At 57.0% G+C, this 24,434-nt stretch carries 28 protein-coding genes and 3 pseudogenes; 12 read left to right on the forward strand and 19 right to left on the reverse strand.

What is annotated here, in order from left to right:
* Positions 1-62: 62 nt before the first annotated feature.
* The gene (locus tag AC07T0_RS29280; protein WP_495004447.1) at positions 63-638 is read left to right on the forward strand and encodes an NAD(P)H-dependent oxidoreductase; all 576 of its coding nucleotides are present in this window, start codon (positions 63-65) and stop codon (positions 636-638) included.
* A 53-nt stretch (positions 639-691) separates the two neighbouring features.
* A pseudogene (locus tag AC07T0_RS29285) lies at positions 692-802 on the forward strand (MerR family DNA-binding transcriptional regulator); the annotation flags it as partial.
* Between the two features lie 643 nt (positions 803-1,445).
* Here AC07T0_RS29285 and AC07T0_RS29290 read toward each other — a convergent pair.
* On the reverse strand, positions 1,446-2,597 hold the full coding sequence (locus AC07T0_RS29290; protein WP_495004448.1) for a hypothetical protein: 1,152 nt from the start codon (positions 2,595-2,597) through the stop codon (positions 1,446-1,448).
* A 527-nt stretch (positions 2,598-3,124) separates the two neighbouring features.
* Between AC07T0_RS29290 and AC07T0_RS29295 the strand changes: the two genes are divergently transcribed.
* Entirely contained in the window at positions 3,125-3,583 is a 459-nt protein-coding gene (locus tag AC07T0_RS29295) for a metallophosphoesterase family protein (RefSeq protein WP_495004449.1), read from the forward strand.
* A gap of 185 nt (positions 3,584-3,768) precedes the next feature.
* Here AC07T0_RS29295 and AC07T0_RS29300 read toward each other — a convergent pair whose 3' ends face one another.
* Positions 3,769-4,059 (reverse strand): hypothetical protein, encoded by a 291-nt coding sequence (locus AC07T0_RS29300; RefSeq protein WP_495004450.1) that lies wholly within the window; start codon positions 4,057-4,059, stop codon positions 3,769-3,771.
* A gap of 270 nt (positions 4,060-4,329) precedes the next feature.
* On the opposite strand from AC07T0_RS29300, the gene AC07T0_RS29305 reads away from it, so the two are divergent.
* Positions 4,330-4,635, forward strand: a complete 306-nt coding sequence (locus tag AC07T0_RS29305; protein WP_495004451.1) for an NIPSNAP family protein — start codon at positions 4,330-4,332, stop codon at positions 4,633-4,635.
* Positions 4,636-4,797: 162 nt separating this feature from the next.
* On the forward strand, positions 4,798-5,124 hold the full coding sequence (locus AC07T0_RS29310; protein WP_495004452.1) for a hypothetical protein: 327 nt from the start codon (positions 4,798-4,800) through the stop codon (positions 5,122-5,124).
* 345 nt (positions 5,125-5,469) lie between these two features.
* Here the strand turns inward: AC07T0_RS29310 and AC07T0_RS29315 are convergent, their stop codons facing one another.
* From AC07T0_RS29315 to tnpB, 4 genes and pseudogenes are all read right to left on the reverse strand, one after another.
* Positions 5,470-6,387, reverse strand: coding sequence for a class I SAM-dependent methyltransferase (locus tag AC07T0_RS29315; RefSeq protein ID WP_495004453.1), 918 nt, complete (start codon positions 6,385-6,387; stop codon positions 5,470-5,472).
* 169 nt (positions 6,388-6,556) lie between these two features.
* Positions 6,557-6,709: pseudogene (locus AC07T0_RS29320) on the reverse strand (IS5/IS1182 family transposase); the annotation flags it as partial.
* 114 nt (positions 6,710-6,823) lie between these two features.
* Positions 6,824-7,837: pseudogene (gene tnpC / locus AC07T0_RS29325) on the reverse strand (IS66 family transposase); the annotation flags it as partial.
* A gap of 42 nt (positions 7,838-7,879) precedes the next feature.
* Complete coding sequence (tnpB, locus tag AC07T0_RS29330; RefSeq protein ID WP_495004454.1) at positions 7,880-8,068, reverse strand: IS66 family insertion sequence element accessory protein TnpB; 189 nt, start codon at positions 8,066-8,068, stop codon at positions 7,880-7,882.
* Positions 8,069-8,250: 182 nt separating this feature from the next.
* Between tnpB and AC07T0_RS29335 the strand changes: the two genes are divergently transcribed.
* Positions 8,251-8,415: a metallothionein gene (locus AC07T0_RS29335; protein WP_495004455.1), complete on the forward strand. Its 165-nt coding sequence runs from the start codon at positions 8,251-8,253 to the stop codon at positions 8,413-8,415.
* A gap of 31 nt (positions 8,416-8,446) precedes the next feature.
* Here the strand turns inward: AC07T0_RS29335 and AC07T0_RS29340 are convergent, their stop codons facing one another.
* A complete protein-coding gene (locus tag AC07T0_RS29340) occupies positions 8,447-8,866 on the reverse strand; it encodes a hypothetical protein (protein ID WP_495004456.1) in 420 nt (139 codons plus the stop codon).
* Positions 8,867-8,963: 97 nt separating this feature from the next.
* On the opposite strand from AC07T0_RS29340, the gene AC07T0_RS29345 reads away from it, so the two are divergent.
* On the forward strand, positions 8,964-9,872 hold the full coding sequence (locus AC07T0_RS29345; protein ID WP_495004457.1) for a LysR family transcriptional regulator: 909 nt from the start codon (positions 8,964-8,966) through the stop codon (positions 9,870-9,872).
* A 175-nt stretch (positions 9,873-10,047) separates the two neighbouring features.
* Here AC07T0_RS29345 and AC07T0_RS29350 read toward each other — a convergent pair whose 3' ends face one another.
* Entirely contained in the window at positions 10,048-10,965 is a 918-nt protein-coding gene (locus AC07T0_RS29350; protein WP_495004458.1) for a DMT family transporter, read from the reverse strand.
* 369 nt (positions 10,966-11,334) lie between these two features.
* On the opposite strand from AC07T0_RS29350, the gene AC07T0_RS29355 reads away from it, so the two are divergent.
* Positions 11,335-11,907 (forward strand): GNAT family N-acetyltransferase, encoded by a 573-nt coding sequence (locus AC07T0_RS29355; protein ID WP_495004473.1) that lies wholly within the window; start codon positions 11,335-11,337, stop codon positions 11,905-11,907.
* A 160-nt stretch (positions 11,908-12,067) separates the two neighbouring features.
* Entirely contained in the window at positions 12,068-12,262 is a 195-nt protein-coding gene (locus AC07T0_RS29360) for a DUF1737 domain-containing protein (protein ID WP_495004459.1), read from the forward strand.
* Here the strand turns inward: AC07T0_RS29360 and AC07T0_RS29365 are convergent.
* The 3 genes from AC07T0_RS29365 to AC07T0_RS29375 form a co-directional block, all read right to left on the reverse strand.
* Complete coding sequence (locus AC07T0_RS29365) at positions 12,249-12,845, reverse strand: eCIS core domain-containing protein (RefSeq protein ID WP_495004460.1); 597 nt, start codon at positions 12,843-12,845, stop codon at positions 12,249-12,251. The genes AC07T0_RS29360 and AC07T0_RS29365 overlap by 14 nt on opposite strands.
* A 111-nt stretch (positions 12,846-12,956) precedes the next feature.
* On the reverse strand, positions 12,957-13,829 hold the full coding sequence (locus AC07T0_RS29370; RefSeq protein ID WP_495004461.1) for an NmrA family NAD(P)-binding protein: 873 nt from the start codon (positions 13,827-13,829) through the stop codon (positions 12,957-12,959).
* Positions 13,830-13,875: 46 nt separating this feature from the next.
* Entirely contained in the window at positions 13,876-14,298 is a 423-nt protein-coding gene (locus tag AC07T0_RS29375; protein WP_495004462.1) for a DoxX family protein, read from the reverse strand.
* Positions 14,299-14,417: 119 nt separating this feature from the next.
* On the opposite strand from AC07T0_RS29375, the gene AC07T0_RS29380 reads away from it, so the two are divergent.
* Positions 14,418-15,323: a LysR family transcriptional regulator gene (locus AC07T0_RS29380; RefSeq protein ID WP_495004463.1), complete on the forward strand. Its 906-nt coding sequence runs from the start codon at positions 14,418-14,420 to the stop codon at positions 15,321-15,323.
* 380 nt (positions 15,324-15,703) lie between these two features.
* Positions 15,704-16,996 carry an MFS transporter gene (locus AC07T0_RS29385; RefSeq protein ID WP_495004464.1) on the forward strand — a complete coding sequence of 431 codons (1,293 nt, stop codon included), beginning with the start codon at positions 15,704-15,706 and terminating at the stop codon, positions 16,994-16,996.
* 169 nt (positions 16,997-17,165) lie between these two features.
* Here the strand turns inward: AC07T0_RS29385 and AC07T0_RS29390 are convergent, their stop codons facing one another.
* From AC07T0_RS29390 to AC07T0_RS29405, 4 genes are read right to left on the reverse strand one after another with little or no spacing between them, the layout of a single operon-like run.
* The gene (locus tag AC07T0_RS29390) at positions 17,166-18,617 is read right to left on the reverse strand and encodes an anion permease (protein ID WP_495004465.1); all 1,452 of its coding nucleotides are present in this window, start codon (positions 18,615-18,617) and stop codon (positions 17,166-17,168) included.
* Between the two features lie 54 nt (positions 18,618-18,671).
* Positions 18,672-19,925, reverse strand: a complete 1,254-nt coding sequence (locus AC07T0_RS29395) for a complex I 51 kDa subunit family protein (RefSeq protein WP_495004466.1) — start codon at positions 19,923-19,925, stop codon at positions 18,672-18,674.
* Positions 19,926-19,935: 10 nt separating this feature from the next.
* The gene (locus tag AC07T0_RS29400; RefSeq protein ID WP_495004467.1) at positions 19,936-21,594 is read right to left on the reverse strand and encodes an FAD-binding protein; all 1,659 of its coding nucleotides are present in this window, start codon (positions 21,592-21,594) and stop codon (positions 19,936-19,938) included.
* 10 nt (positions 21,595-21,604) lie between these two features.
* Positions 21,605-22,240: a 4Fe-4S dicluster domain-containing protein gene (locus AC07T0_RS29405; RefSeq protein WP_495004468.1), complete on the reverse strand. Its 636-nt coding sequence runs from the start codon at positions 22,238-22,240 to the stop codon at positions 21,605-21,607.
* Positions 22,241-22,375: 135 nt separating this feature from the next.
* Between AC07T0_RS29405 and AC07T0_RS29410 the strand changes: the two genes are divergently transcribed.
* Positions 22,376-23,314, forward strand: coding sequence for a hypothetical protein (locus tag AC07T0_RS29410; protein WP_495004469.1), 939 nt, complete (start codon positions 22,376-22,378; stop codon positions 23,312-23,314).
* 125 nt (positions 23,315-23,439) lie between these two features.
* Here the strand turns inward: AC07T0_RS29410 and AC07T0_RS29415 are convergent, their stop codons facing one another.
* The 4 genes from AC07T0_RS29415 to AC07T0_RS29430 all read right to left on the reverse strand — a co-directional run.
* On the reverse strand, positions 23,440-23,685 hold the full coding sequence (locus tag AC07T0_RS29415; RefSeq protein WP_495004470.1) for a DUF1778 domain-containing protein: 246 nt from the start codon (positions 23,683-23,685) through the stop codon (positions 23,440-23,442).
* A gap of 37 nt (positions 23,686-23,722) precedes the next feature.
* Complete coding sequence (locus AC07T0_RS29420; RefSeq protein ID WP_495004471.1) at positions 23,723-23,980, reverse strand: colicin E3-like toxin immunity protein; 258 nt, start codon at positions 23,978-23,980, stop codon at positions 23,723-23,725.
* 7 nt (positions 23,981-23,987) lie between these two features.
* Complete coding sequence (locus AC07T0_RS29425; protein ID WP_495004472.1) at positions 23,988-24,092, reverse strand: colicin E3/pyocin S6 family cytotoxin; 105 nt, start codon at positions 24,090-24,092, stop codon at positions 23,988-23,990.
* A gap of 266 nt (positions 24,093-24,358) precedes the next feature.
* Positions 24,359-24,434 (reverse strand): hypothetical protein (locus tag AC07T0_RS29430; RefSeq protein ID WP_223820631.1); only part of this gene is annotated, 76 nt, incomplete at its 5' end.

Below are 24,434 nucleotides of genomic sequence, written 5' to 3' on the forward strand. Positions count from 1 at the left end.
CGCTTGACTCTCCTGCCAGGGGCAGACTTTACCCTGAGGGCTTATTCCCTCTGGAGTCCCGCATGAGCAAGCGCACCCTGGTCGTTCTCGGCTACTCTTCCGCGAACAGTTTCTGCTCGGCGCTGGCCGATGCGTACCTTGAATCGTCTTTCCAGGCAGGTCACGAAGTACGCCTGTTGCGGTTGGGCGAGCAACGCTTCAACCCGGTGCTGCACGACGACCATCACACGACACAACCGCTAGAGCCAGACCTTCTACGGGCCCAGGCCGACATTGCCTGGGCGCAACATCTGGTGTTCATCTATCCGATTTGGTGGGGCGGGATCCCAGCGCTCTTGAAGGGTTTTCTGGATCGGGTATTACTGCCTGGCTTTGCCTTCAAATACCGACAGAATTCGCCGTTCCCGGAGCAACTGCTCAAGGGCCGTAGCGCTGAACTGTTGGTTACCCTCGATACGCCACCTTGGTATTACCGCTGGGTCTATCGCATGCCTGGCGTGCATCAAATGCGCAGGACCACCCTGGAGTTCTGTGGCATCAGACCCGTGAAAACCATCACCTTCGGTCCATTGATCAAGTCCCGGCCAGTGCAGCGGGAACGCTGGCTGGAGCAAGCGCGGGCCATTGCCCGTCGCTAGGGGGCGGATTTTCAGGTAATTTCGGTGCCCTGCACATCATCAATGGACTGTTCATGTACATCGGTAAAGCGGCTCAACTGTCAGGTACGACGGTAAAAACTATCCGCTACTACGAGACTATTGGCCTGCTACCTGCCGCGCGACGCCAAGGTCGTTATCGCCTCAGCTTGAATGGTTCGAGGGCGAACTGACCCGAAACCGCCAGTTGTGCCCTGTGTGACAGGTTCGTTTTCTATCCTGCAAGAAACGTCAAGCCAGTCGACCTCTCGCGGGCGTGAGTACATGGCTAATGAACAATCTCGGTTCATTTGAGGGTTGGCTGCAAACAAATTATTCAGCGAAGAGCTGATGAAGTATTAGACATGATCAGTGGCTCTCGCTAGATCTGAATCGTGATCAACAAAGCGGAAAGCCGGGCTTTCTGCTTCTCCGCAGGGCGCTGTCAGCCGCTGACATTGGACGCTTATTCCGTTGGTTGGAAATCCCCATGAGTGCAAAGCCCAGTGCTGTCAACGCAGCGAACCACAGTTCTTTGACACGTTTTTGACACAATGGTGGCACCAACGTTTCTCTGGGGCAGTTCACTGCCAGGGCGGTGCATGCAATACCGCTACCGCTTGATTTACATGGGTATCAGGCACGATTCGGTCGTCGTCAATGATGAGGAAACGGATTCGCCGGGTTCAACCAGGCAGGTTGAGAAAGAGGGAAAACCCTGCAGTTAAAAACTGCAGGGCGAGTTGGCTTTTAGCCTTGACTCGAGACCGGCTAATGGGTGCCCCTTCCGCTGAACTCGGCAAGTAAGACTTATTCACTACCATGCATATTAATAAAACCACTCTGATTATCGCTTGGGGTATTGATGTCAAGCTTATCCAGACCGAAACTAACTCCACGATACCCAATGGCTATTGGGTACTTGAACACCTGGCGCAACGTTATGCCCGTAGCGGAGCTTCTGGATACCGACCCCGTAGCCCCAGGTATGCTTGGAACTGCAGCTTGGGCGGAAGCATCAATGTTCGTTTGGAGATCATTTATTTGACTCTCCAAGAGGGCGATGGTGTTTTGAGTGGTATTGGTAGCAGGGGCTGCGGCAGGTGCAGGTGCAGCAGGTTGGGGCGTAGCCGCCTTAAGCTTCAACAGCTCCTGCTGAAGCTTCGCTTTTTTGTCACTTAAATCGACCAGTTTCATTGTCGTAGCACTTAACTGTGCACTGTCAGCGTCTGTCGCAGAAATAGTTATATCTATTGCCCTGGCATAATATACCTCGGCGACTACTACCAAAGATGCCTTTACTCCTTGCGGCATATCCACAAGCATGCTTTTTCCAAGATTAAGTAGCTGGCTTTTTGTTTGAGTTAAGTTGATCTGTTGGAAGTATGGCGCAGCGGCGGCAAGCACTTCATCTAGCGGAACACTAATGGATTCTGCCGCCGGGACTGTGTATGACACTAGATAACGCGATTTTTTGCTAAAACCAAATAAACCTCCCCACGCCCCATTTGTCAAATTTACGCCTAGGTCGGTATCGCTTGCTGATGCAAAACTAAACCCAGGGAACGCAACGAGCCCATTAACTCTGCCGCCTGTTACGGGGTAATCCTGCATATTCCAGGGGGTTAAAGAAGTACCTGTTTCATTGACGTATGAGGCCATGGCAGGGAGAGCTTGTCTCTGCTGCTCGAGCGCAAGCTCCTTTGACAGGTCAATGTGACCATAACGTTTAGGTGTGACGGTATAGAACTCGCTTGACATCTTGCCTATCAATGTAGACGGAGCTGTAATCCCGAGATAAACATCCCCTGGTTCAAATCGCTCTCTGGGAGGGTAAATCGGAGAAATGCCAAGCTGGCGTGCATTGTCAGACCATTGCTTAGCAATTAGTCCGGGCTGGGGCTTGGAAGCAGAACAGCCGACGATAAGCACCGTGAAAAAAACAAAAAGTAGCGTTTTCATCGTTATTCCTTGAGGGAGGATGGCTTCTTGCTATCTCAATAAAGGTTATAAACTCTGATATCGCAAGCTCATGGTGAGTGAAACGAAAGCGCGCCATAAATCCCATGATTCAAATGACCCAGAGGCCAGCCAATGCTGTGCTCCAATTTCTTTCTGGAGCCGGTCACCATGACGCGCCCCGGCGTCAAAGTCGTAAACGAAAAAAGGGAGATCGAAAAAAGGGGATAGATTTACAAGGTAGACCATCCGCTTTTGGACGATTCCTGTCTGTCGCGACCGGTTGAATCCACAACCCATAGCGGACATAGAAGAGCGCCCCGGGTGTTCGGGGCGCTTGGCAGGAGCTGGTGGTGGATCGGTAGGCGTTCAGTTGTGCGAGAAGTACTGCTTCAAGCCATACACGAGGCCGGCGAAGGGCATGCCGAGCGCAGCATAGACGGCCTCGGGCGCGGCGTTGTCGGCCAGAGTCTCAATGACGACGTTCGAGTAAACTGGCGATCCACTTCTAACCCGTCGCGGTGCCCTGCATGAAAGTTGGAGTGATTTCCGATACTCACGGCCTTCTCCGTCCCGAGGCGCTGGCTGCCCTGAAGGGTCGCGATAGAATCATTCACGCCGGCGACATCGGCAAGCCTGAGGTTCTGGAGCACCTGGCCGCTATCGCTCCACTGTTCGTTGTGCGCGGAAACAACGACCAGAGCGCGCCCTGGGCAGATCATCTACCGGACCTTCTGCGGCTTGACCTGGGCGGATGGCGGACCTTGCTCGTGCATGACATCGCCGATGTACCCGCCGTTCTTGATGAGGGCATCAAGCTGGTGATCACCGGCCATTCGCACAAGCCTCTCATACAGTGGCGTGGTGAAACGTTGTATCTCAATCCTGGGAGCGCGGGCCCACGGCGTTTCAAGCTTCCGGTGACGCTGGCGCTGCTGGAGGTACTTGATACCTCCATCGAGCCTCACTTGGTTTCGCTTCTGGAATGACTCGGTATGCCGATCCATCACCGTCATGGGCGTTTGCTGCGGACATAAAAAAGCCCGACAGCGTCGGGCTTGAGTGAGGTGCTGCCTTGGGGTGACTCAGGCCATCGATAAATCCATTCTCCCCTGAGTGAGAGCAACAGATACGGCACTGGCGAGAGTGTCGCGAGATCAATCGGAACGGTGCGCTATTTGATCTGCACAATGACCGGTCCTTCCGTTACTATCGGCGGGTGCGCGTGGATATTCGAGGCATTCTTCTGAATCCAGTCGCGCGCGACTTTCAAGCTCGCATCGCTGCCGGCCTTGTCCGTGCAAACAGTCACCGACGTACCGCCATCACCAGTATTCAGCAGTGTGTAGCTTACGAGGCCAGGGACTGTCCGCAGGGTCGCTTCGATGTCGGCCTTGCGCTCTTCTAAAAGCTTGAAAAGCTGATTTGCTCCAGTACCCAAATAGGTTCTTATAACCGCATACATAGTCGTCTCCTTCGGGAGTACCGTCTTGATGCCAATCCAGATCCTCTGATGGCTGCTATCACTCAGTATTCAGCTTAGCCAAATGCCAGCGACAAGCGAAATGCAACGACCACTGGCCACTTTTGGCCGAATGCCGCCGGAGGCCAAACCTGTGCCGCTATGGCAGGCTGCGCTGGCTCCCAACACCGCCCGCGATCCCAAGGCCGGCAGGGTGCAGGCACATACAAGCTATGTAGAATACGCCGCGCTCGAATTCAAAGGACTAATCCCATGATCACTTGCCACGTCAAATATGTCATCGACCCCTACCAACTCTCGGCGTTCGAACGCTATTCGCGCCAATGGATTGGGTTGGTGACCCGCCTGGGCGGTCAGCATCACGGCTATTTCCTGCCTGCCGAAGGGGCTAACAACATCGCTTATTGCCTGTTCAGTTTCGCCAGCCTCGCCGACTACGAGCGATATCGACAGGAGGCCGCACAGGACCCGGAGTGTGTGCGTTTGGTGGGGGAGGCGACTGAATTGAAGTTCATTCTGAGCTATGAGCGTAGCTTTCTTCGCCCTGTGCTTGAGTGACACCTAACCTACGGGTTCGCCACTGGGCTGTCCACGGACCCCACCGGCAGCTACTGCCACAGCCCACCGACCCCACGCGGAGTTACACCGATCACAGCGCCTCGTGGGCAAAACTGATAAAATCCATTAGCTTCCTAAGTAAATAGCGATGAGACGCCCACAATGAGTAATGAACTGAGCGAAGAGGAGATGCGCTTGGCGCTGTTTGGTCCTTCCAGCCCAAGCACCGATCCGCTACCGGCAGTAGAACCTGAACCAGCGTTCGTACCCCCTCCTGCGCCAACCCCCAAGCCTCGACGTGTTGCGAAAGCACTCTCCCCGAAGTTGCGAGTCACGCTACGCGCCACCAAGCAGTTTGGCGGTGACGTCGAGGTGTTGACCTATGATGCCAATACCCTGAGCACCTTCATCGCGGAGCAAGAGGCCAAGGCCGAGGCGAAAAAGAAGAAGTTCCGGTATTTCGAATTGGTGTCGATCAAGCCCATCTAGCGTCTGTGAGTCGGTGCACCGGATAGCTAGCGCCGGTAGGGGCGGTCCGACATGAGCAAGTGCACCCTGATCGTTCTCGGCCACCCTTCCGCGAACAGTTTAGTTTCTGCTCGGCGCTGGCCGATGCGTACCTTGAATCGTCTTTCCGTAAGCGTCCGGCAAACACGCCTGCCGGACGCTTAGAGCTTGCTTGAGATGGCCTGAGTCAGGCTGCTGGCCGGGTAGTCCCGGCCAGGCTCACCAAGTCATTTTCGAAACTGATTGGAGTCTGTTTGCGCAGCATCGGATTTTTATCGCTCACTGCTGCTCGAAAAACCAGTTTTTAGAAGCTCCCTAAAGAGCCGACTAAAGTCGGCGGAAATACAACTGGGTCGTCGGCAGCATCGCTGGACCTAGCAGCCGCTTCGCAACGGTCTTCACGAACTTCATCGAGTCGCACGTTACGCAACAGACCGGCTTCCGAATAGGCGCGAAACCTAATCGCGTAGCGAAGCGCTTAAGCGTTTCTGGCGTAAAGGCGTTGATGTGTTCAAGCGGGTGGATTTTTCCATAATCGTCTCTAGTTCCGATGGTGCGCACTCCTGAGCAGTCAGGTGTCTCAAGCACTAGAATGCCACCGATTGCGAGAAGTTCGCTCAATCGCAGCATTAGGCCGTGTGGGTCGTCAAGATGCTCTAAAACCTCAAAGAGTGTCAAAGCATGGAAGGGGGACATGTTGGCAATGTCTTCAATCTCGGCGAATACTTTGGAGAAGCTGTTGTTATCGCGCTTTGCGGCTGACCTATCCACGCCATACGCCTCGAAACCGTACATTGAACACATTGAAAGGAAGCCACCATAGCCGCAACCGAAGTCCAGCACACGAGGTACTTCGGAACCACGTAAGGAACGGGTTAGTTGTTCGATTTGGAGGACGTGTGCTGTGTAGCCTGCTGCCGTCCTAAACACATTTGCAGGTGTCTTCGAATATTTTTCGAACGCTTCGATGGCATCCTGCGACATCCACTTAGAAAATCGGCGCTCATTCCATTCCGGGTCGAGAATATAGCGATGAAACATCAGACCGCAATCTTTGCAGGCGACAAACGACCATTGCTGTTCTCGCAAGAACGGAGCTGGATGCTCACCCCAAGGATCCTCTTCGATGAAGCGCTGAACCGCACCTTCATCAAACCGTCCTGCAGACAATTCGACTAGGCCGGTGCCGCCGCAACTGATACATGCGGTTCGTACAGTAAATTTCGCAGTCTCGGTAGTGTTCATCTTTTTCCTATCCGATAAATGCTAAGGAAGGTCTGAAATAGACACCGATAATTGATGTCTTCCGCGTTCGGGGTTCAAAAAAACGGTGGCCTGACTGAAAGTCAGGCCTAGCTTTGCCAAAATCATGTTTTTTTCTTGAATTGCACCTTTCCAAAGCGTTTGGCGCTCATCACAGGCGCAACCCTCCCACATTCAATATCCATTTTCGCATCATCCTCAGGTTCGACAGCGCGAACAGCGTGGTCTGCTGTGCGGTGTTTTTTACTAATCCCCGAAAGCGCACCTTCGTGTAGCCAAACTGGCGCTTGATCACTGGAAACGGGCACTAGAAGAATTATCACTCGCCTTGGGTCGCTGAACTCTATCAGCGTAGCCAACGGGACTAAGATCTGCTTCGTTTGGGGGACGCCACTACAATAAGGTAAGCAGCCGGTGATCACAGGTTGCGCAACGGCACCCAGTTATGCGGCAACAACTCCCCGATCTGACTCATCTTCTGCGTCGGCAGCCGTTCCAGCACGTCTTTGAGGTAGGCATACGGATCATGCCCGTTGACCTTGGCTGACTGGATCAGGCTCATCAGCGCCGCCGCGCGCTCGCCGCTGCGTTGGGAGCCTGCAAAGAGCCAGTTGGAGCGCCCGATAGCCCAGGGGCGGATCCGGTTCTCCGCCTGATTATTGTCAATGGGCAAGGCCCCGTCATCGAGGTAGCGCGACAGCGCCGTCCAGCGCTTGAGGCTGTAGTCCAAGGCTTTGGCGATGGCCGTGCCCGGCGTGACCAACTGACGCTGGGTCATCATCCAGGCGTGCAGCGCGTCCATGATCGGGACCGCTTTTTCCTGGCGCAGTTGCCGACGCTGATCGGGGGGCAGGTTGCGGGCTTCGCGTTCAACCTCGTACAGCAACTGGATGTAGTGCAGGGCCTGCTCAGAGAGTGGGCTTTTATCTGCCGTGAACAGATCAAAAAACTTGCGCCGAGCATGGGCCATGCAGCCGACCGCGATCACGCCCTGGGCAAAACTGGCCTTGTAGGCACTGAAGTCGTCGCAGACCAACTGGCCTTTCCAATCCCCCAGAAAAGCCCGCACATGCTCGCCCGCCCGACTGGGGCAGAAGGCGTAGACCACGGCGTTGATGTCGGTAAACGCGGTGGTGCAGTAGGCCCAGACATACGCCCGATGGGTTTTCTTCTTACCCGGCGCGAGCATCGGCACCGGGGTTTCGTCGGCATGCACCACGGCGTGCTCCAGCACCACTTCGCGCAAGGCATCAACCAGCGGCTGCAAGCGCACGCCGCACACACCGACCCACTCTGACGGGGTGGATTGGGGGATGGCGTAGCCGGCGCGCTCGAAGATCTTTTCCTGGCGGTACAGCGGCAAATGATCCGCGAACTTGCTGATCATCACCTGGGCCAACAGCCCGGCGGTGGGGATGCCCGTGTCGATGACCGGCGACTGACCGCTCGGCTAGGTCAGTGACGGGGATGTCTTCTAGAGACGACGGATGGCGCTGTCAGACCCGAGGCGTTGCCAGGGTAATCCGATCACCAGGGCCTGAAGTTGCTCCAGGTCCAATTCCAGCTGTGTTCCGTGGCGAGTACCGGGCCAGACGAACCGTCCCTGGTGCAAACGGCGTGCGGCCAGCCAAATGCCCAGGCCGACATTGCCTGGGTGCAACATCCGGTGTTCATCTATCCGGATGGGCTAGGCTTGTTACTGCTGAGCTTGGCGATGACTCCGAGACAATGACAAAAGAGCGTTGCGAAGACGTCAGTGGAGGCTGATGATGGATCGCGTCAGTCAGCTGTTCATGCGCGTTGCACCACAACGTTTGGCGACCACCCGACAATCGGAGTCCGATCATGAATGAACAAACCTGCGCCTGCCCGCACTGCACCTGCAAGGTTGGCGAGCATGCGGTCGTGCGTCATGGCAAGCACTACTGCTGCCAGGCATGTGCCGATCATCACCCCAATGGTGAACCTTGCTCGGCTTCCAAATGCCACTGCGCGGATAAACCCAAGTAGGGGTCGTATCTCTATTCCCTGCGTTTGCCGCTTACTCGTCATCGTCTTCCGTGCTGCTCAGGGAGGAAGGGTTCTCTTCGACATATTCCTTGCAGCCTTGGTTGAATGACAGTGATGGGGTGCTGCAGTCACTGGCGTCGTCAATATCGTTCTCTGCTGCCCACGCGTATCCGGCATCATGTCCTTCTCCTGCCAGGAGAGTGTACGGTGAGGCGCTCAACATCAGTGCGACGGCGATAATTCTCAAGTCCATTTGTGAATCTCCTTGTGCGAGGTGTTGAGGGTTGCATAGAGCCATGAACCACTGGGTTTCTGCCAGTAAAAATAGCCAGGCGCAAAAGTGAAGGCAGATATGAGCGCCTTGCAATGGGGGGCTTTTATCGTAAGCGTCCGGTAAAGTCATCTGGCTTTTTCCGTGTCGTTTATGGCAACCAACCGACAGGAAGGCCATCGAACGCGCCTATCGGGAAAGCTCACATGCCATTACAACTATCCATCGCTCGGCAGCAAACGCTGCGAGAATAAATTGGAACAGGAGCCATTTTTCCATGATGGAAAACGCTGAGCTGGAAGCTTTCAAGGCTATTGTCGATTACGGCAGTGTCACTCAGGCCGCGCTGAAGCTCAATCGCGTGCAATCAAGCATCTCATTCCGTATCAAGACGCTGGAGTCCAAGCTGGGCGTTCGCCTGTTCGAACGTTCGGGCCGCCGCATTGTAGTGACGGCTGCTGGCAACGAACTGTATGGCTATGCCTCGAAAATCCTTGAGTGGGTAGCGAAGGCTGAGGCTCGTTTCGGTCGGGGCAGCGCTCCGCAGAAGCTGCGCCTTGGGGTGATCGAAAATTTCACGCTTTCTCATCAGCCGTTATTGCAGCGAATAATGAGCAATCCGATTGCGTTAGATGTCGATATCACCTTAGGCAACTCCACGTTTTTGATAGAGGCGCTGGAGTCAGGGATTTGTGATGCCGCCATCGTCGGAGCAGGAATCGCACCTGGGCATCTGACTCGGCTTGGATTGTTCGAAGATCGTCTGACGCTGATTTATGGTGAGTCGCATGCTCCGGTATCGCTGGACACCTTGGACGGGTGCAGCTTTCTGGTCAACAGCCGGCAGAGTGCCTCGCAACGCAACCTTAAAGAGTTGCTGACGCTTCATCGTGCGACTCCTGACCGGGTCGTTGAGTGTGGCTCCTACTCGTTGCTGTTCTCTCAGGTAGCGAATGGTGCCGGCGTTTCACTGGTACCCCAAGCACTGGTTGAAGTCTTCGCGCCTACCCACAAAGTGCTGAACCTGGAACTGTCGGGACCCTATGCGTCGTTCAATACGGAAATGGTCTTTCTCGATGCTTCGCCAGATTCTCCTGCAAGGCGACTGACCCAATGGATTCTTGAAAGCGAGAAACACGAGGTTAACCCTGTGGTTGGACAACAAGTAGAGATGAGCCACGGTTAACCATGGCCCCTCGCGCGCGGCAGTCTACGGTGAAACTTGGCCGTTACAGGAACAGCATACGGCTTCCTCCTCATCGCTCATGCGGATCTCAAGTGCGCCCAGATCCGAACTGCCAGTGATCAGATCGCCGTTCGTTGAGCCGAGCCCGGTTGCGACGACTTTTGCCCGGCGACTTTCAGGCCGTCTGTACTTTGCTCATCAGTTTCGGCTTGGGTTTGGCCGAACACATCACAACGCCGGCGGCGATAAGTACCAGGCTGACCCAGTGGTACACATGGAGTGGCGTACCCAGGAAAATGATGCTCAGGACGCCTCCGGACAAAGGGACGAGATGAGTAAAAATCTCTCCGCGTGTTGCGCCGATTTCAGCGATGCCGCGGTTCCAGAACAGGTAAGACAGCCATGATGGAAAGATGACCAGGTACGCCAGCCCCCATAAGCTGACGGTGCCATCCAGCATCGTGTGAAGACTGTCTGGTGTCAGGTATATCGTTACAAGCGTGAAGGGGATCAGCAGTAAAGTGCCCACCAGTGCCGAGTAAGTGACAAATGCGCCGCCGGGAATGGTCTTGGGCTTTGTTCGCAGAAAGGCGCAGTACATTGCCCAGCTGGCTGCCGACAGCATGGTCCACAAGTCACCCTTGTTGAATTGCGTGAGGAAGCGCAAGTCCGAAAGGTGACCCATGGTAACCAGCCATATGACGCCCAACGTACTGGCTACGACGCCAAGCCAGTTGCCACGCGATATGTGGTCGCCGAATACAAAGCGATTGATGGACAGCACCAGGCACGGTGTTGCCGAGAGATAGATGGCGGCGTTCAACGACGTGGTGTACTGCAGCCCTATATACAGGGTCAGCGGGAACAACACTTGGCCGCAGATCGCGAGCATCGTCAGTGTTTTCCAGGACTGACGAATCGCTCCCATTGATCGGGTCAGCGGTCGATAATTAATGATCAGCAGCAACGCGCTGGTCAGCAGCCATCGTGCTTGCGACAGCAGCACAGGATCGATGTCGCTGACCATCAGCTTGCCGACGACATAGTTGCCACCCCAAAAGATGGCGGCCAGAGAGAGATAAAGATAGGGCATGGCTTGGTTCCTTTACACCGTTTCCAGGCAAGCGAATTCCGGATGTGCGAGCTTGATGTCTACGCGGCGAATGAATAGAGGGGCGCCCGAGTCACCACGCGCGTCCAATGCCACTAGTGGATAGAGGCGCAGGCCCCCCGGGGCACAGACTCTAGGCGTTACACTTTTATCCAGATAACGATCGAACACTTCAATATTCCTTCAGCTTTCAAAACCATAAACCGAGCGGCGTGCTTGGCGAGGGAAGCTTAAGGAGGTGTCGGTCGTACGAATATCGAGTTATTTTGCTGGGGCCAATCGAAGAAAACGAATGATCGGGCGTCGCGGGGCGTCATCGTTCGCCTGGTGATCGAAGAGGTCGTAGCCTATGTGAACTCTGCACCACATGAGGGGTTAGGGCACTGGTGTGTGGAATTACAAGGTAAGCCAATTGGCTGGATAAGCCTCACTCCGCTACAACCGACCAATCGATTTCAACTGGCGTACCGTTTTGCGAAAGCCTTTAGGTGCAATGGGTACGCGACAGAGGCCGCCGCCGCCGTTCTCGACTACGCACGTGACGTGCTCGGTCTCTCAGAGTGTTTTGATCCTGTGCGCGTGCGTCAGCGCTTTCTCAGCAGTTTTGAAGCTCACAACACACGCTACATTGAGGTGGCTGGTGAGCGGATTGGTTTTGTTGTGGTCAAGCATCACCTAAAAGAGCTACTGCTTGATCACTTGTATGTGATACCGAACGCCCAGGGATCAGGTGTGGGCTCAGCTGTCCTCTCTCAGGTTTTCAGAGAAGCTGATGCGGCTGAGCTTCCTATCAGGGTTGGTGCTCTCAAAGAAAGCGCTTCGAATCGGTTTTACCTCCGTCATGGCTTTCAGTTCGTCGAAAGCGGTGAGTTCGACAATGACTATGTTCGTCCGTGGGCTCCTGCGACTAGCTGTGCAGGCTAAATGAAAGCTTCCGACCTGCTTCACGGATTTCGGTTGTGTGGAGATGTCGGCGGAGCTCGTTGCCAGTGAAAATGCTAGGGTGTCGCATCCAGACTACCCTGACCTGACGCGCACCCCGTGTGCCAGGGAAGTTCCACATATTATCGAAGGAAATTGATGTATGAGCCTACCCCCAGAAGGCCTTCCCATTTATCGAGTACTGACTGGCCCCGATGACGCCGCCTTTTGCCACCGCGTCAGTGACGCCTTGAGCATGGGGTACGTGCTGCATGGTTCTCCTGCACTCACTTTCAATGGTCAACAGGTGATCGTAGCGCAGGCAATAGTCTGGTCTGGAGGCGCTACCTCTGCCTAATAGTTACCCACCGTCTGACCTCAGCCTGTATGGCATAAGCCGGCGCCTCCACAGCATTGAAATCTTGTGTATAGCGCCGGGCAAATCCTTCTACCCCCCATTCCTGATACTGTTGCACATGCTTTAATTCGTGAGCCCAGAGCGCGATGTTCTGTTCTGCGGTTTGAGCGTCCCGGAAGACAATGATGTCGATCAGCGTCACGGCACCGACATCGGGATTTTGCAGCATGGCAGTGGCGGCATTGAATTGACCGTTGTCGCTAACCTTGTAACGTGCGGCATCGAGGATGCTGGGGGCGTACCAGCGCAGCAGTTGCTCCCGGATATGCGGTGGAATAGGGTGGGTGCCGGCTTTGGCTGCTTCAGCGCGGGCTTGGGTCAGCCACAGCGCCAGGGCAGGTGCCGTGATCTGGTAGAGGCCATCAGGCAGAGGGCTGAGCAGCGGTCCCAGGTCTGGCAGACAGATGCAGCTATCCAGGCACACTTGTTTCTCGCCAACTGGGCAGGCATTGGTCTGGGCTTGAACTTCAAGAGTCAGGCAAAGAACAAGCAGCGCCACCAGGCGCGTGAGGATGGGCGGCATTGGGCGCTCCACGGGCGGATGCAGCGCGAACAGTAGGTCACAATTGATCGACGATCCGCATAGCTTTAGCGTAGCCCCGAACTTCCGTCTCGCGCCTGGTCCGTCCCGGGCTTATGCCTTGGCGGCGTTCAGTGCAGCCTCGAATACATCGCGTGCGGACGTCGTACCCGCTACGTGCTCCGTACCCTCGACGCCAAGGTCCATCCATCCTGCATTCACAGCCTCAAACATTTCTTCGGCCGGTCCGGTGTGGCCCTTCGGGATGCCGAATTGCTCGAACGCTTCCGCCCACGCTGCACGCGGGACTGCAAAGGCTTTCACGTCGAGATTCAGGACTTCACCCAATTGCTCCGCGACTTCATCTGCGCTGACCATCGAACCAAGCTCGATGACGCGCTGCCCTGACCACGCTGGCCCGGTCAAAAGGGTTGCGACCTGCGCGCCGATGTCGTTCGTCGCGACCATGGTCGATTTCCGGTTTGTCGGATGATAGTAGACCGGTAGCATTCCACCTTGGGCGACCTGCAAGCCGTAGAGGAAGTTTTCGAAGAAGCCACCTGCGCGCACCAATGCGATTGGCGATATCTGGTCGCGAAAACCTTGCTCCAGAAGCGACAAAGCCGTGATCATCCCAAGCCCGTTGGTCCTGTTCGCACCCATCGAGGAAAGCACTACCACCCGCGGCGGCGCTGCCTTGGTGAGTGCCTCGACATAGTTTGCAATCACGCCCTTGGCTTCTTTGTAATCTGGCGAGGGGGCCCAGACCGCCGGCAACATGACAAACGCACCTTCGACGCCTTTGAGCGCCCGCTCGATGGCTGCCGAATCATTCCAATCACCGTCAACCAGTTCCACGCCCTGGTCAGCCCAGCTTGACGCCTTCTCGCGATTGCGCACTAGTGCGCGTACTTCCTTGCCGTGCGCCAACAGATGTTCTGCCGTTGCGCCGCCCACTTTTCCCGTGATTCCCATGACTAAAAACATGTGTTTCCTCCTGGTCTTGAGGGACAGAGCACTGCCCCCTGTTGGTTTAACGGATAAGTGGCACAATGGCCCGGATACGGGGATCGCGCGCGTAGAGACCGCCCCATGTCATTGCGCCCAGAAGCAGGGAAATGATTTCCGGCGGCGACCCCAACTCACCTATGCGGACATGGGTGCAGAGGGCACCTCCCAAAAAGCCCGTCACCAGAATCGCGCCGAGAACGGCGGTGGCCGGGATGGCGTAAAGGATGGCGCAGGTGAGTATGATCGGACCCACGACACGGGTCAGGTCCATCGCGAACCCGGTTTCCTGCAACATGCTCGCGATCTGTGCCGGCGCGAAAAGCTGAATGGCGCCGTCTGCCACCAGCGCGATAACGACAAACGCGCTCATTATCCGGCCGGCCCACAGGGCGCGATGCGAGGTCATGCTTTCAGGCACCTGATGCAGATTCATAGTTTCGGACACGGGTCGTTCTCCGATGGGGTTATCCTGTTTTGAAGCTTACTGTGTCTCTTGGGTATAATAAGCATCGACAAAATGAACGCACTGTTCTCTCTGTGGAGAACAATGCCGAGGCACGAACAATGCAAAATCTCGAACCCATCCTCATATTCATAACGGTTGCGGAAATGGGCAGCTTCACCCGCGCGGCCGATAGCCTGGGTATCCAAAAGGGGAGGGCCTCAACGGCGGTCCGCAAGCTGGAAGAAGAGGTTGGTGTCAGGCTCCTGCACCGGACGACGCGCAGCGTGCAGTTGACGGAGGACGGACGCGCATTTCATGCCCGTGCCCGCGATCTGCTTGCTGAAGTCGATGACCTACACTCGATGTTTGCAGATGATCGCGTGACACTTCGCGGGCGTTTACGGGTCGATTTTCCGAGCGAGGTGGCGCGCGCCACTATCGTGCCGGCCTTGCCAGCCTTCATGGCGACTTATCCCGAGTTGGAGCTGGAGGTGTCGAGCACGGATCGGCAAGTCGATCTGGTTCAAGAGGGGTTCGACTGTGTATTGCGGCTTGGACCCATAGGGGACGAGACGCTGATTGCCCGTCCACTGGGCCAGTTGCGCATGGTCAACGCTGCCAGTCCCGCCTATCTAGCCCGCTATGGCGTCCCTCGATCGCTAGAAGATCTCCAGCGTCAGGGGCATCAGATAATTCATTTTTCGACGACGCTGGGGGCAAGACCCTATGGATGGGAATATCCAGACGGTGACAGCTACACGACGCTGCAGTTGCCAGGTGCGCTCCACGTCAACAGCGCGCAGACCTACGAAGCCGCTGCCCTCGCCGGCCTTGGCCTGATTCAGGCGCCACTCCTGGGGATTGGCCGATACTTGGAGAGTGGAGCGCTTGTCGAGATCATCCCCGATTTTCGTCGCCGGGCGCTCGCTGTGTCCCTCGTCGTAGCACATCGGAGCAATCTGTCGCGCCGGGTTCGCGTATTCATGAAATGGATCGAAGATGTGCTGACACCGTATCTGGAATAGCGAGACGAACATCTTTGTCCGGGCCTTGACTGGCAGCCTGATCTTGCGATGGTTGCAGCCTGCTTGAGGGACGCTATCCTGTTCTCGGAATATCATTGAACCTAAAAATGACAGTTGATGAGCCCAAGCCAAGGCCAATGTTTGTCGTGCGGTGAGATCTACCGTTGACGAATGATACCGAGGGCGTTAGGTTGAATTTAATGAACGCATTTTTCGTGACCACCACGACAACCACCACCACGACCGCCATCGGCGGGCCGCGGGGAGGTTGTGCGCTCTAAACACAGGCCACAATTTAACCGAAAGGCCCCGCCGGAAACGGACGGGGCTTTTTTGTGCTCTTTGTCCTTCCGGCCCATAAAAACGTCAGGGAGAGAAGGATGGATGATGTCGATCACCGCGAATTGGGGAATAAACTCGATTTGCGAAAAGTTCGGTCTGCAAGTAACGCCGTGCAATCAATGAAGGTTCGCCGGGGTTCGTCGCTTTTTGATCGATTCACCGGCGGCATTGGTTTAGCAACAACGGTCCTGCTCTTTCTGCAGCTTCTGGTTAATCTCTCGGTGTTCGGGTCTTTTCCGCTGCTGGCTGCCTTTCTGAGTGTCGAGCGACATTTGAGTGCTGGCGACATCGCGAGCGTACTCACCGTGAGCCTGTTGTCGAGTCGGCTGTTGCCGCTTATTCTAGGATTCGCTACCGACCGCTTCGATAGCCGAGTGCTGGCTTCGTTAGGCCTGGTCTGCCGTGCTATGGGATTCATCGGCTTGGGCCACGTTCTTGATTTCTCCGCGTTGCTCGCATGTGCCTTCTTGAGTGGACTCGGCGCAGCCCTCTATGAAACGACCGCGTACTCCGTGTTCGGCACCCTCAAAACAGACATCCGTTCGCGTGTCTTCGTTTTGAATAATCTTGTACTTAATCTGGGGGCGCTGGTCGGGCCAACGGTGCTGTTCTTACTGCCTGCCCATGGCGGCGCTTTTCCCTTTGAGGTGAGCGGTTATATCTTTGCTGTGTTGGCTTTGGTGGCACCGTTCGCCGCTGTACGAACGCGCGGGCATGCAAGACCGAGGCGGGTTGCCTCTGCGTTTTTTGAGGTTTTCCATGACCGGCAATTTCGAAGACTCTGCATCGCACTTATCCCGTTCTGGACGGTGTACACGCAAATTTATGTGTTCATCCCGCTGACTTTTGCTCAGGGAGCGTCAGGGTATAACGGTGTGCGACCGTTCTACATCGCGAACGCTTTGTTCGGTGTCTTAACCGCGCTTCTGGGGATGCGATGGTTCCAACGCGCGGGGTGGCGATCGCTGATGTCAATCGGTCATCTCGCGCTGCTCGCCTGTTTCGCGCTGGCAGCGCTCATTTTCCTGGGTGAATGGAACTCGCAGCAGTCTCTGGTGATCCTCGTCGTCATCGCTTTGGTTTTTACGTTCGGTGAAAGCCTCATCTTGCCCGCCTCGAACATCGCTCTCGCTGAACTGACGACCGAGAGCAACGCGGGAAGCTATTTCGGCGCGTCAGCAGTCTCTTGGGCGATAGGTGGGGCATTGGGAAACTATCTGGGCAGCATGGGCGCGGGATGGACGCCGATCAGCATGGGTTGGCTCGTCTTCGCTGTTGTCAGCATGATCGGGTTACTTTGTTTCAAGAGGCTTGAACGGGTACTGGCATAAAATTAGGCGAGACGGCAGGACCGTTTCCAACGGTCATATCATAAACTTGAGCCGGTCTACGTGAGGCTCTTTCTATGAAGAATCCAATGATTCATGCATTGAAGTAACCTCGTTCAAGCCGGCGTGGCAGACCGTTGAGAATGGGCAACGCTCTGTGCGGCGGTGTAGCCTAGGACAGCGCAAGGATCCAAGGCGCGCCCAGACCCAGCAGCAGAATGAGAAACAACCCGCCGAAGATAGAGCCCAGGCGCCAGTAATCGGCACTAGGCAGATAACCACTGCCGTAGTAGACCGGGCTCGGCCCCGTGCCATAGGGTGTAATGATGCCCATCAGCCCCAGCGAAGTGCCCAAAAGCAGCGCGAAGGCTTGCAGATCGATGCCGCTCACCCCCATCCCGGCTGCCAGCATCACCGGCAGTAGCGCGGTGGTGTGGGCGGTGGAGCTGGCGAACAGGTAATGGGCCAGATAAAACACCACCACCAGCAGCACCATGGCAACGTTGGGAGAAAATCCATTCAGGTGGGCCGCGACGAATTGACCGAACCACGGCACAAAGCCCACCCGTGTCAGGCCGTCGGCCAGGGCCACCAGCGTGGCGAACCAGGCGAAGGTGTTCCAGGCTGCCTTGTTGCCCAGTGCGTCATCCCAAGTGATGACATTGCTCAGAAGCATCAACACGATGACGAGGATGCCCACCAGGGCCGGGTCGAGCCAATCCCCCGCGAATATCCACAGTCCGAGCGCACTCACCACCAACGCCAACAGGATCTTTTCGCGACGTGACAGTGGGCCCAGATCGGTCAGTTCGCGGGCCGCCCAGGCCGGCACTTCTTCGTTGCTCTTGATCTGTGGCGGATACAGCCAGTACGCCAGCAACGGCAGCACTGCCAGTAACAGCAAGCCGACCGGTGCCGCGGCGATAAACCACTGGCCCCAGGAAATATGCACGCCGGCGATTTTTTCGATCAGGGCCGAGGCCAGCAGGTTGGGCGCCAATGCGGTCATGAACAGCGAGCTGGTGACACAGGTGGACGCGATGGCAACCCACATCAGATAGGAACCGATGCGCCGCGCGCTGGGGTCGTTCGGTTTGGAGTCGTAGAGTCCAGGCAGGTTGCGAATCACCGGGTAGATGGTGCCGCCACTGCGAGCGGTGTTGGACGGGGTAAAGGGCGCCAGCACCAGGTCCGCGAGCATGACGGCATAGCCCAGGGTCAGGGTCTTGCGGCCCATGCGCTTGACCAGCAGCAACGCAATACGCCGCCCCAGCCCGGTTTTCTCATAGCCCAGGGCGAACATGAAGGCGCTGAAGATCAACCAGACCGTGTTGTTCGCGAAGCCCGACAGGCCCCATTTCAAGGCCTCCGCGGGCACCTTGAAGCCTGCGCTGGCCAATTGTTCCGGACTGAACAGCACCCAGGGGGCCAACACCGCCGCGACCGCGACCCCGATCAGGCCAATCACGGCGCCCGGCAGCGGTTCGAAAATAAGGCCTACGACCACGCCGGCGAACAGGGCGAAAAAATACCAGGCATGCGGGGCCAATCCGGCAGGTGCCGGAAGGAGTGCGAGCACAAGCGCAACGCAAGGTGGCAGCAGAAAGGTCCAGAGATTACGCACTATCGAGTTCCTAATAATACCGAGGGCTGAAGGCAATTGACGGGCGATTGGACGTCATCCACCCACGGCAATGACTTGAGCGGCGTATTCGTTGCGAAATTGCTTCAGGGAGCTGAGTACTACCGTTGCCGCGCCATCAATCAGGCCACAGCGGCCGCTGCCCGGAAGCAAATGGCAGAGACTCTCCAGTGCCTGCAGGTCATTGGGCAGGCCCATACCGGTATCGATTCGCCGCAGCAACCGCGAGAGTTGATAGGTCCCGGCTTTACATGGTGGGCACTGGCCGCAGGAGCCCGCCGCAAAGAAGTCGACGTACTCCGCCACCTTGCGCACGATGCTGGTGCCCTCCGAGATCACGATCATGGCCCCCGTACCCAGGCTTGAACCACGGGCCTTGAGCGCATCAAAGTCCAGGGGCACATCCAGATCGCCCGTGCCCAGCAGGGTATTGGAAGGACCGCCGGTGAATACCGCCTTGAAAGCGCGTTCGCACAACATGCCACCGCCGTGCTCGAAAATCAGCGTGCGCAGCGAGGTGCCCATCGGTAGCTCGTACAGGCCTGGCCTGAGTACGTCCCCGGAGAGTGAGTAGAGCTTGGTCCCACAGGCGTTACCCAGGCCCAGGTCTCGGTACCAGGCGGCGCCATGGCGCAGGATGTGGGCAACCTGGGCCAGGGTTTCGATGTTGTTGATCAGTGTCGGTTGGCCATGCACGCCACTTTGCGCGGGGTAGGGAGGTTTTTGCCGGGGGAAGGGGAAGCCTCCTTCGACACTGGCGATCACGGCGGTTTCTTCGCCACCGATATACAGGCCCGAGCTTTCCACCACCGCAAGGTCGATCGGGCGATTCTGCTGCCGGGCGACTTCGGCCAGGAGGGCGCAGCCCCGCCATTGCTCGACGGCCTGACGCACAACGGCCACTGCGCCGTGCTGGTGCGGGTTGACGTAGAGATAAACGTGATTGGCCCGTGTGGCTAGCGCGGCAATCAGCGCGCCCTCGATCACCTGATGCGGCGATTTTTCCAGTAGCTCGCGATCCTTGAAGGTGCCTGGCTCATCCTCGTTACCGTTGCACAGGACATACTTTTCCAGCTCCGCAGGTTGCTCCGCCACGGCGGCCCACTTGCGATGGGTAGGGAAACCGGCGCCACCCAGGCCGCGCAGGTCTGCTTCGGCCAGGGTCGGGAGGATGCCGCCCGGATCGCTTAGCGCGGCGCGCAAGCCTTCGCCGCCGCCCTGGGCGAACCAGGCATCGAGATCGGCGCCCACTTGTACGGCGGGGGCGAGTAATACGAGTTGAGTCTTCATCTCAGGCATCTCAGTAAGGCAGCGAGTCGGCGTGAGTGGTCGGCAGTGCACCCTTGGCCCGGTGGGGCACGGCGCTGTGCCGGCGCAGGTCGAAGTTGCCGTACCCGGGGAACAACTCGGGGCCGTAGACGTTCAGTGGCAAGCCGGCGGCGATCAACTGGCGTTGCCAGTCGTACACGTGTGACAGGCCGACCTTCGGCGCGGGCGTGGGGTCGGCGGTGTGTGCCGCGTGCTCTCCAGCCCGGCGTCCGAAGGTGATGATCTCTGCCAGGGCGTTGCCCATCATGCGATTGCGTCCATGGATGCCGCCGCTGATTTCGCCGACGCAGTACAGCCCGCGTACCGAGGTTTCACCGTTCTCGTTGATGGCCACTCCTCCGTTTTGATAATGCAGGGTCGGCCGGACGATTAGTGGCTCTACGGCCGGATCGATACCGCACTGGCTCGCGACATGCCCCAGGCTCACCAGGCGTTCCCTAAGAATCCCCGGATGGCGGCGCTCCAGACCGGGTGTATCGAGCCAGACGCCCAGTTGCCCGTCACGCTCGACGCCACGGCCTTCTGCGCATTCCTTGAGGATTGCGGCGGACACCACATCGCGGGTTTGCAGTTCGGGAATGAAACGCTGCCCCAGGCCGTTCACCAGATAGGCTCCAGCCGAGCGCGCGGCTTCGGAAATAAGCCCGCCGACACGATGCGCCGGCCAGGCCAAACCGGTGGGGTGATACTGGAAGGAGTCGATTTCGCGCAGGCGAGCGCCAAGACGATAGGCCAGGATCAAACCGTCGGCGGTTGCGCCATAATGGTTGGACGTGGGGAAACCATTCAGGTGCAGGCGCCCGGCGCCGCCCGTGGCGAGTATCACGCGGCTGGCGCGTACGAGGATGAAGCTGTGCCGTTCCAGGTTGTACAGCACGCCGCCCACGCAGGTGCCGCTTTCGTCGGAGAGCAGCTCTACCAGAGGGCAGCGGTTCCACACGCTCACCCGCTCTTCCAGTTCCACCGCCTCGCGCAGTACCCGCATCATCTCCAGACCCGTGTAGTCCTTGAACGAGAGGATGCGCGCACGGCTGGCACCGCCGGGTTTCTTGCGCAGCAGCTTGCCACCGATCAAGCCGCCCTCGGCGAGATCGAAGTGCATGCCGCGCTCGATCAACCAACGAATACTCTCCGGTCCCGACTGGGCGAGACGCGCCGCCAGCGTTCGATCGGCACAGAGGTGGCCGGCGCGCAGGGTGTCTTCAAAGTGAATCTGGGGGCTGTCGTCCTCGCCGACGGCAGCCTGTATGCCGCCCTCGGCCATCACCGTATTGCTGTCGCCCAGGCGCAGCTTGGTCGCGAGGATGACATGGGCACCATGTTCCACGGCGGTCAGCGCCGCTGCGCAACCGGCACCGCCGCCGCCGATAATCAGCACCCCGGTATTGACCACCGGGGCACCGGCCAAGGCCGCGTCATCAATTTGCGCGTTGCTGTGCAGGCGGTCTGTTAGTTCGCGCGGGCAGTTGTCGCCGCGATTCACGCCCACCTGCAGCGGCGTATTGGCGCCAACCTGATAGTCCGGGTGGAAGGCGTGCAGCAGTGCTTGTTTATCGAATGCTTCAGAGGCGGGCGCGCAAGCGCTGGCGCGCAGTTGGGCCAGTGCTTGCAGATAAGGAATACCGGGCATGTTGTGTTCCTTATTCCAGCGTCACGTTGGGGTCGACGCTCATCACGCCGCGGTTGATCTGGCTCAGGCGCTGCATCAGGTCCGCCGGTCGAAAGCCGACGGAAGCTGACATCCGGCGTATGTAGAGGCCCAGATGGTTCGGCGAAATATGCTCGGGGCAGGCAATGGTGCACAGGTTGCACATGATGCATTCGTCGAATACCTGGCTGGCTGACAGATCCCCGACGGCGGCCAGGTTGACGCCTTTCTGCACCTCCAGGCCCTTGGGGCAGGCGCGGTCGCAACCGCCGCAGTGCCGGCAATGACTGGCTTCGGGAAAGGTGGCGGCAATGCGCTCCGAGATGTTCCAGGTGTCGTCCCAGTCGTGGAGGTTGTAGGTGTGGTGCCGGTTCATGGGCAGATGGTCGAGGAAGCTGATCTGCAAACCCTGCTCGACTCGGGTTTCGCAGGCCAGGGCGGTGCTGACCTCACGTTCGCCGGCACGCCGGATCAGTACCCGGCATGAGCCACAGACGCCTTGGCCCATGCAGCCGACAGCGTCGATGAGCGGTTGTCCTGAGTCGATAACGGCTTCCAGGATCGAACGCAGGGCGCTGGTTTCGATCAGTTCTCCATTGAGGGTGACCTGAACCGGGGATGTTGGCATAAAAGCTCCTGAACGCCCCGCAAACGGCAAGGGCTCAAGAGCAGCCTAGAGCATCGGGACTAGAGGGGAACTGATGCGGCTCAATAAAACCGTACTCGCTCCTGTCGCCACCTGTTTAGGCGTTTTGGGCTTCGAATGGCGCAGACCCAAGAAACCGGTGATGTCTTGCATCGGTATCAGGAAAACGAGGAGCAAGAGCCCCCGGCCATCACCGACTGGCGTACACCTATCACGCACAGTTTGCGCCGAGGTAATTTCAGCAGACAGACGATCGATACATCGCTCTCCAGCTTTGGCAGCGCGCAGGTGCAGGCACTGGGCAATCCCGGGCCGTCAGCACTGGACATCCAGACGGCAGCGACGAACTTCGACGATATCCGTGGCGGTGCTTTCCATCTACGGCATATCGTGGCCGACAACTTCCTGCGGCGGGCGGTGCAGAGCGTCCTGAACAGTCGAGTCGATGAGCGAATGGCTGTGGTGCGCGCATTGTTCGTGGCGATGAACGCCAATACCCTGGTGGCGACCTGGGATAACGTGGTGCAGCGCCTGCAGAATGGCCGGGCCGATCGCAACTGGTATCAGCTATTGGGCGCCAATCATGTTCGAGATCTACGGACCGGCCTAAACAATACGGTGGGCCAACTGTTCTATTCGGAACAGCAAGGCAACCTCCTGACTGGTACGCACGTGGACGTCACGGGTGATGCGATCAGCGTCCTCGGCGAAGACCGCGTGAGTTCCATCGTCAACAGCGCCACGGACCTGATGGAGTCCCTGAACCTGAGGCCGCGCCTGGTCCATCTGGAGGGCGAAATTCTGCTGGGTTTCTCCGGCGCATCGGGGGCCTACCGGCGATATGGCTATGACCCGCGTCGCAGCCACGACACGGCTGAGGATGCGTTGCGCCTGATGTCCTACGGGCAAAGCCTGCGTGCTTTGAGTCGTTCCGACCTGAGCGTGGTGTTGCGCTACCTGGTGCGCTATCGCCGCCGCGAGGTTCTTGCCGGTTTGCTTGTTGTCCTGTGGTCCATCTGGTACGACTTCGGCTTTCCATCGCTCGGCTGGGAATAGTGCTGCGAACCACGCCAATGCCTGGGTGGTGGCCGAATTCCTAGGCTGATACTAGATCACCTACCTCTGATAGTTCAATTCCAGCGTTTTGGCCTTGTCAGGAGTTGTTGCAGGAACGGATTCCCTCATGCAAGACTAGTTTCCGAATCCTGCTTGAATGAGTCAAACGCTCCCTCGTTGCAGATGAACAAACGTTTGTCCGGAATGGAATTTTCAGTTTTTGGGTGGTCTGTTTCCAGCGGGAAGTGGTTACGATCGCAGTCTGACGATGCAGTCGCAATATAAATAAAATTTTGTTTTTTAATATCTTTCCTTGTGTCGATAGAAATTTGTTTTTCTTTCGTTGATTTTGAGTGGCTGGTTTTTAACATCATAAAATCCTGCGTAGAGCACTCTTCTGAAAGTCAGCTATCGCCATTTGTCTGCATGATCGAATGCAATTGTATAGTCATGTTTTTTTAAGTTAATTTCGTGGTTGAAGTAGGGCTGTAATTTTGCTTTCCATTCATCGGAAATGTTAAAGCATCCATTGTTTATAGTGGTTTTTGGGGGCAGCCCTAGGGACTCCATCATGGAATAGTCATCGCCTTGGTCTAAGGAGCGTTCTCCACCCTCACCAAGCTCTGTGAGTTTGTCAAACCACTGGATTCGCAATTTCAGTCCCATGGAAACCTCACAGACATTTTTTAAGATTACGCTTTTTATTAGCGGGCTTGAGCTGTTCGCCTGTCACATAGTCGAATGCGCCTATGTGGCTACCGTCGCTGGCTCTATACACTTCATACGGGCGGTCAATAAATTGATGACCTTGTTCACCTGTATACGGTTAAGCGATAGTGATCCGCGAGATTTGGGCAATATCGCCTCTATTTCACGGCTATTATTACAGGATGCCAGTGACGTATTCGATGTGATCGAAACGCGCGGGCTGGAAGCGAAGCACATGGTTTCATAGCCGCAGTGCCCAGACGCAAACGAAAAAGCCCTGAACAAGTTCAGGGCTTTTCGGTATTCCAGTCTATTCACCCAAGGTGAACAGCGGTATCAATCCCAGCTCAACGCCCCGCCAGTCTGATACTCGATCACCCGCGTCTCGAAGAAGTTCTTCTCTTTCTTCAAG

The organism is Pseudomonas sp. GW821-FHT04D07 (genome assembly GCF_059420225.1).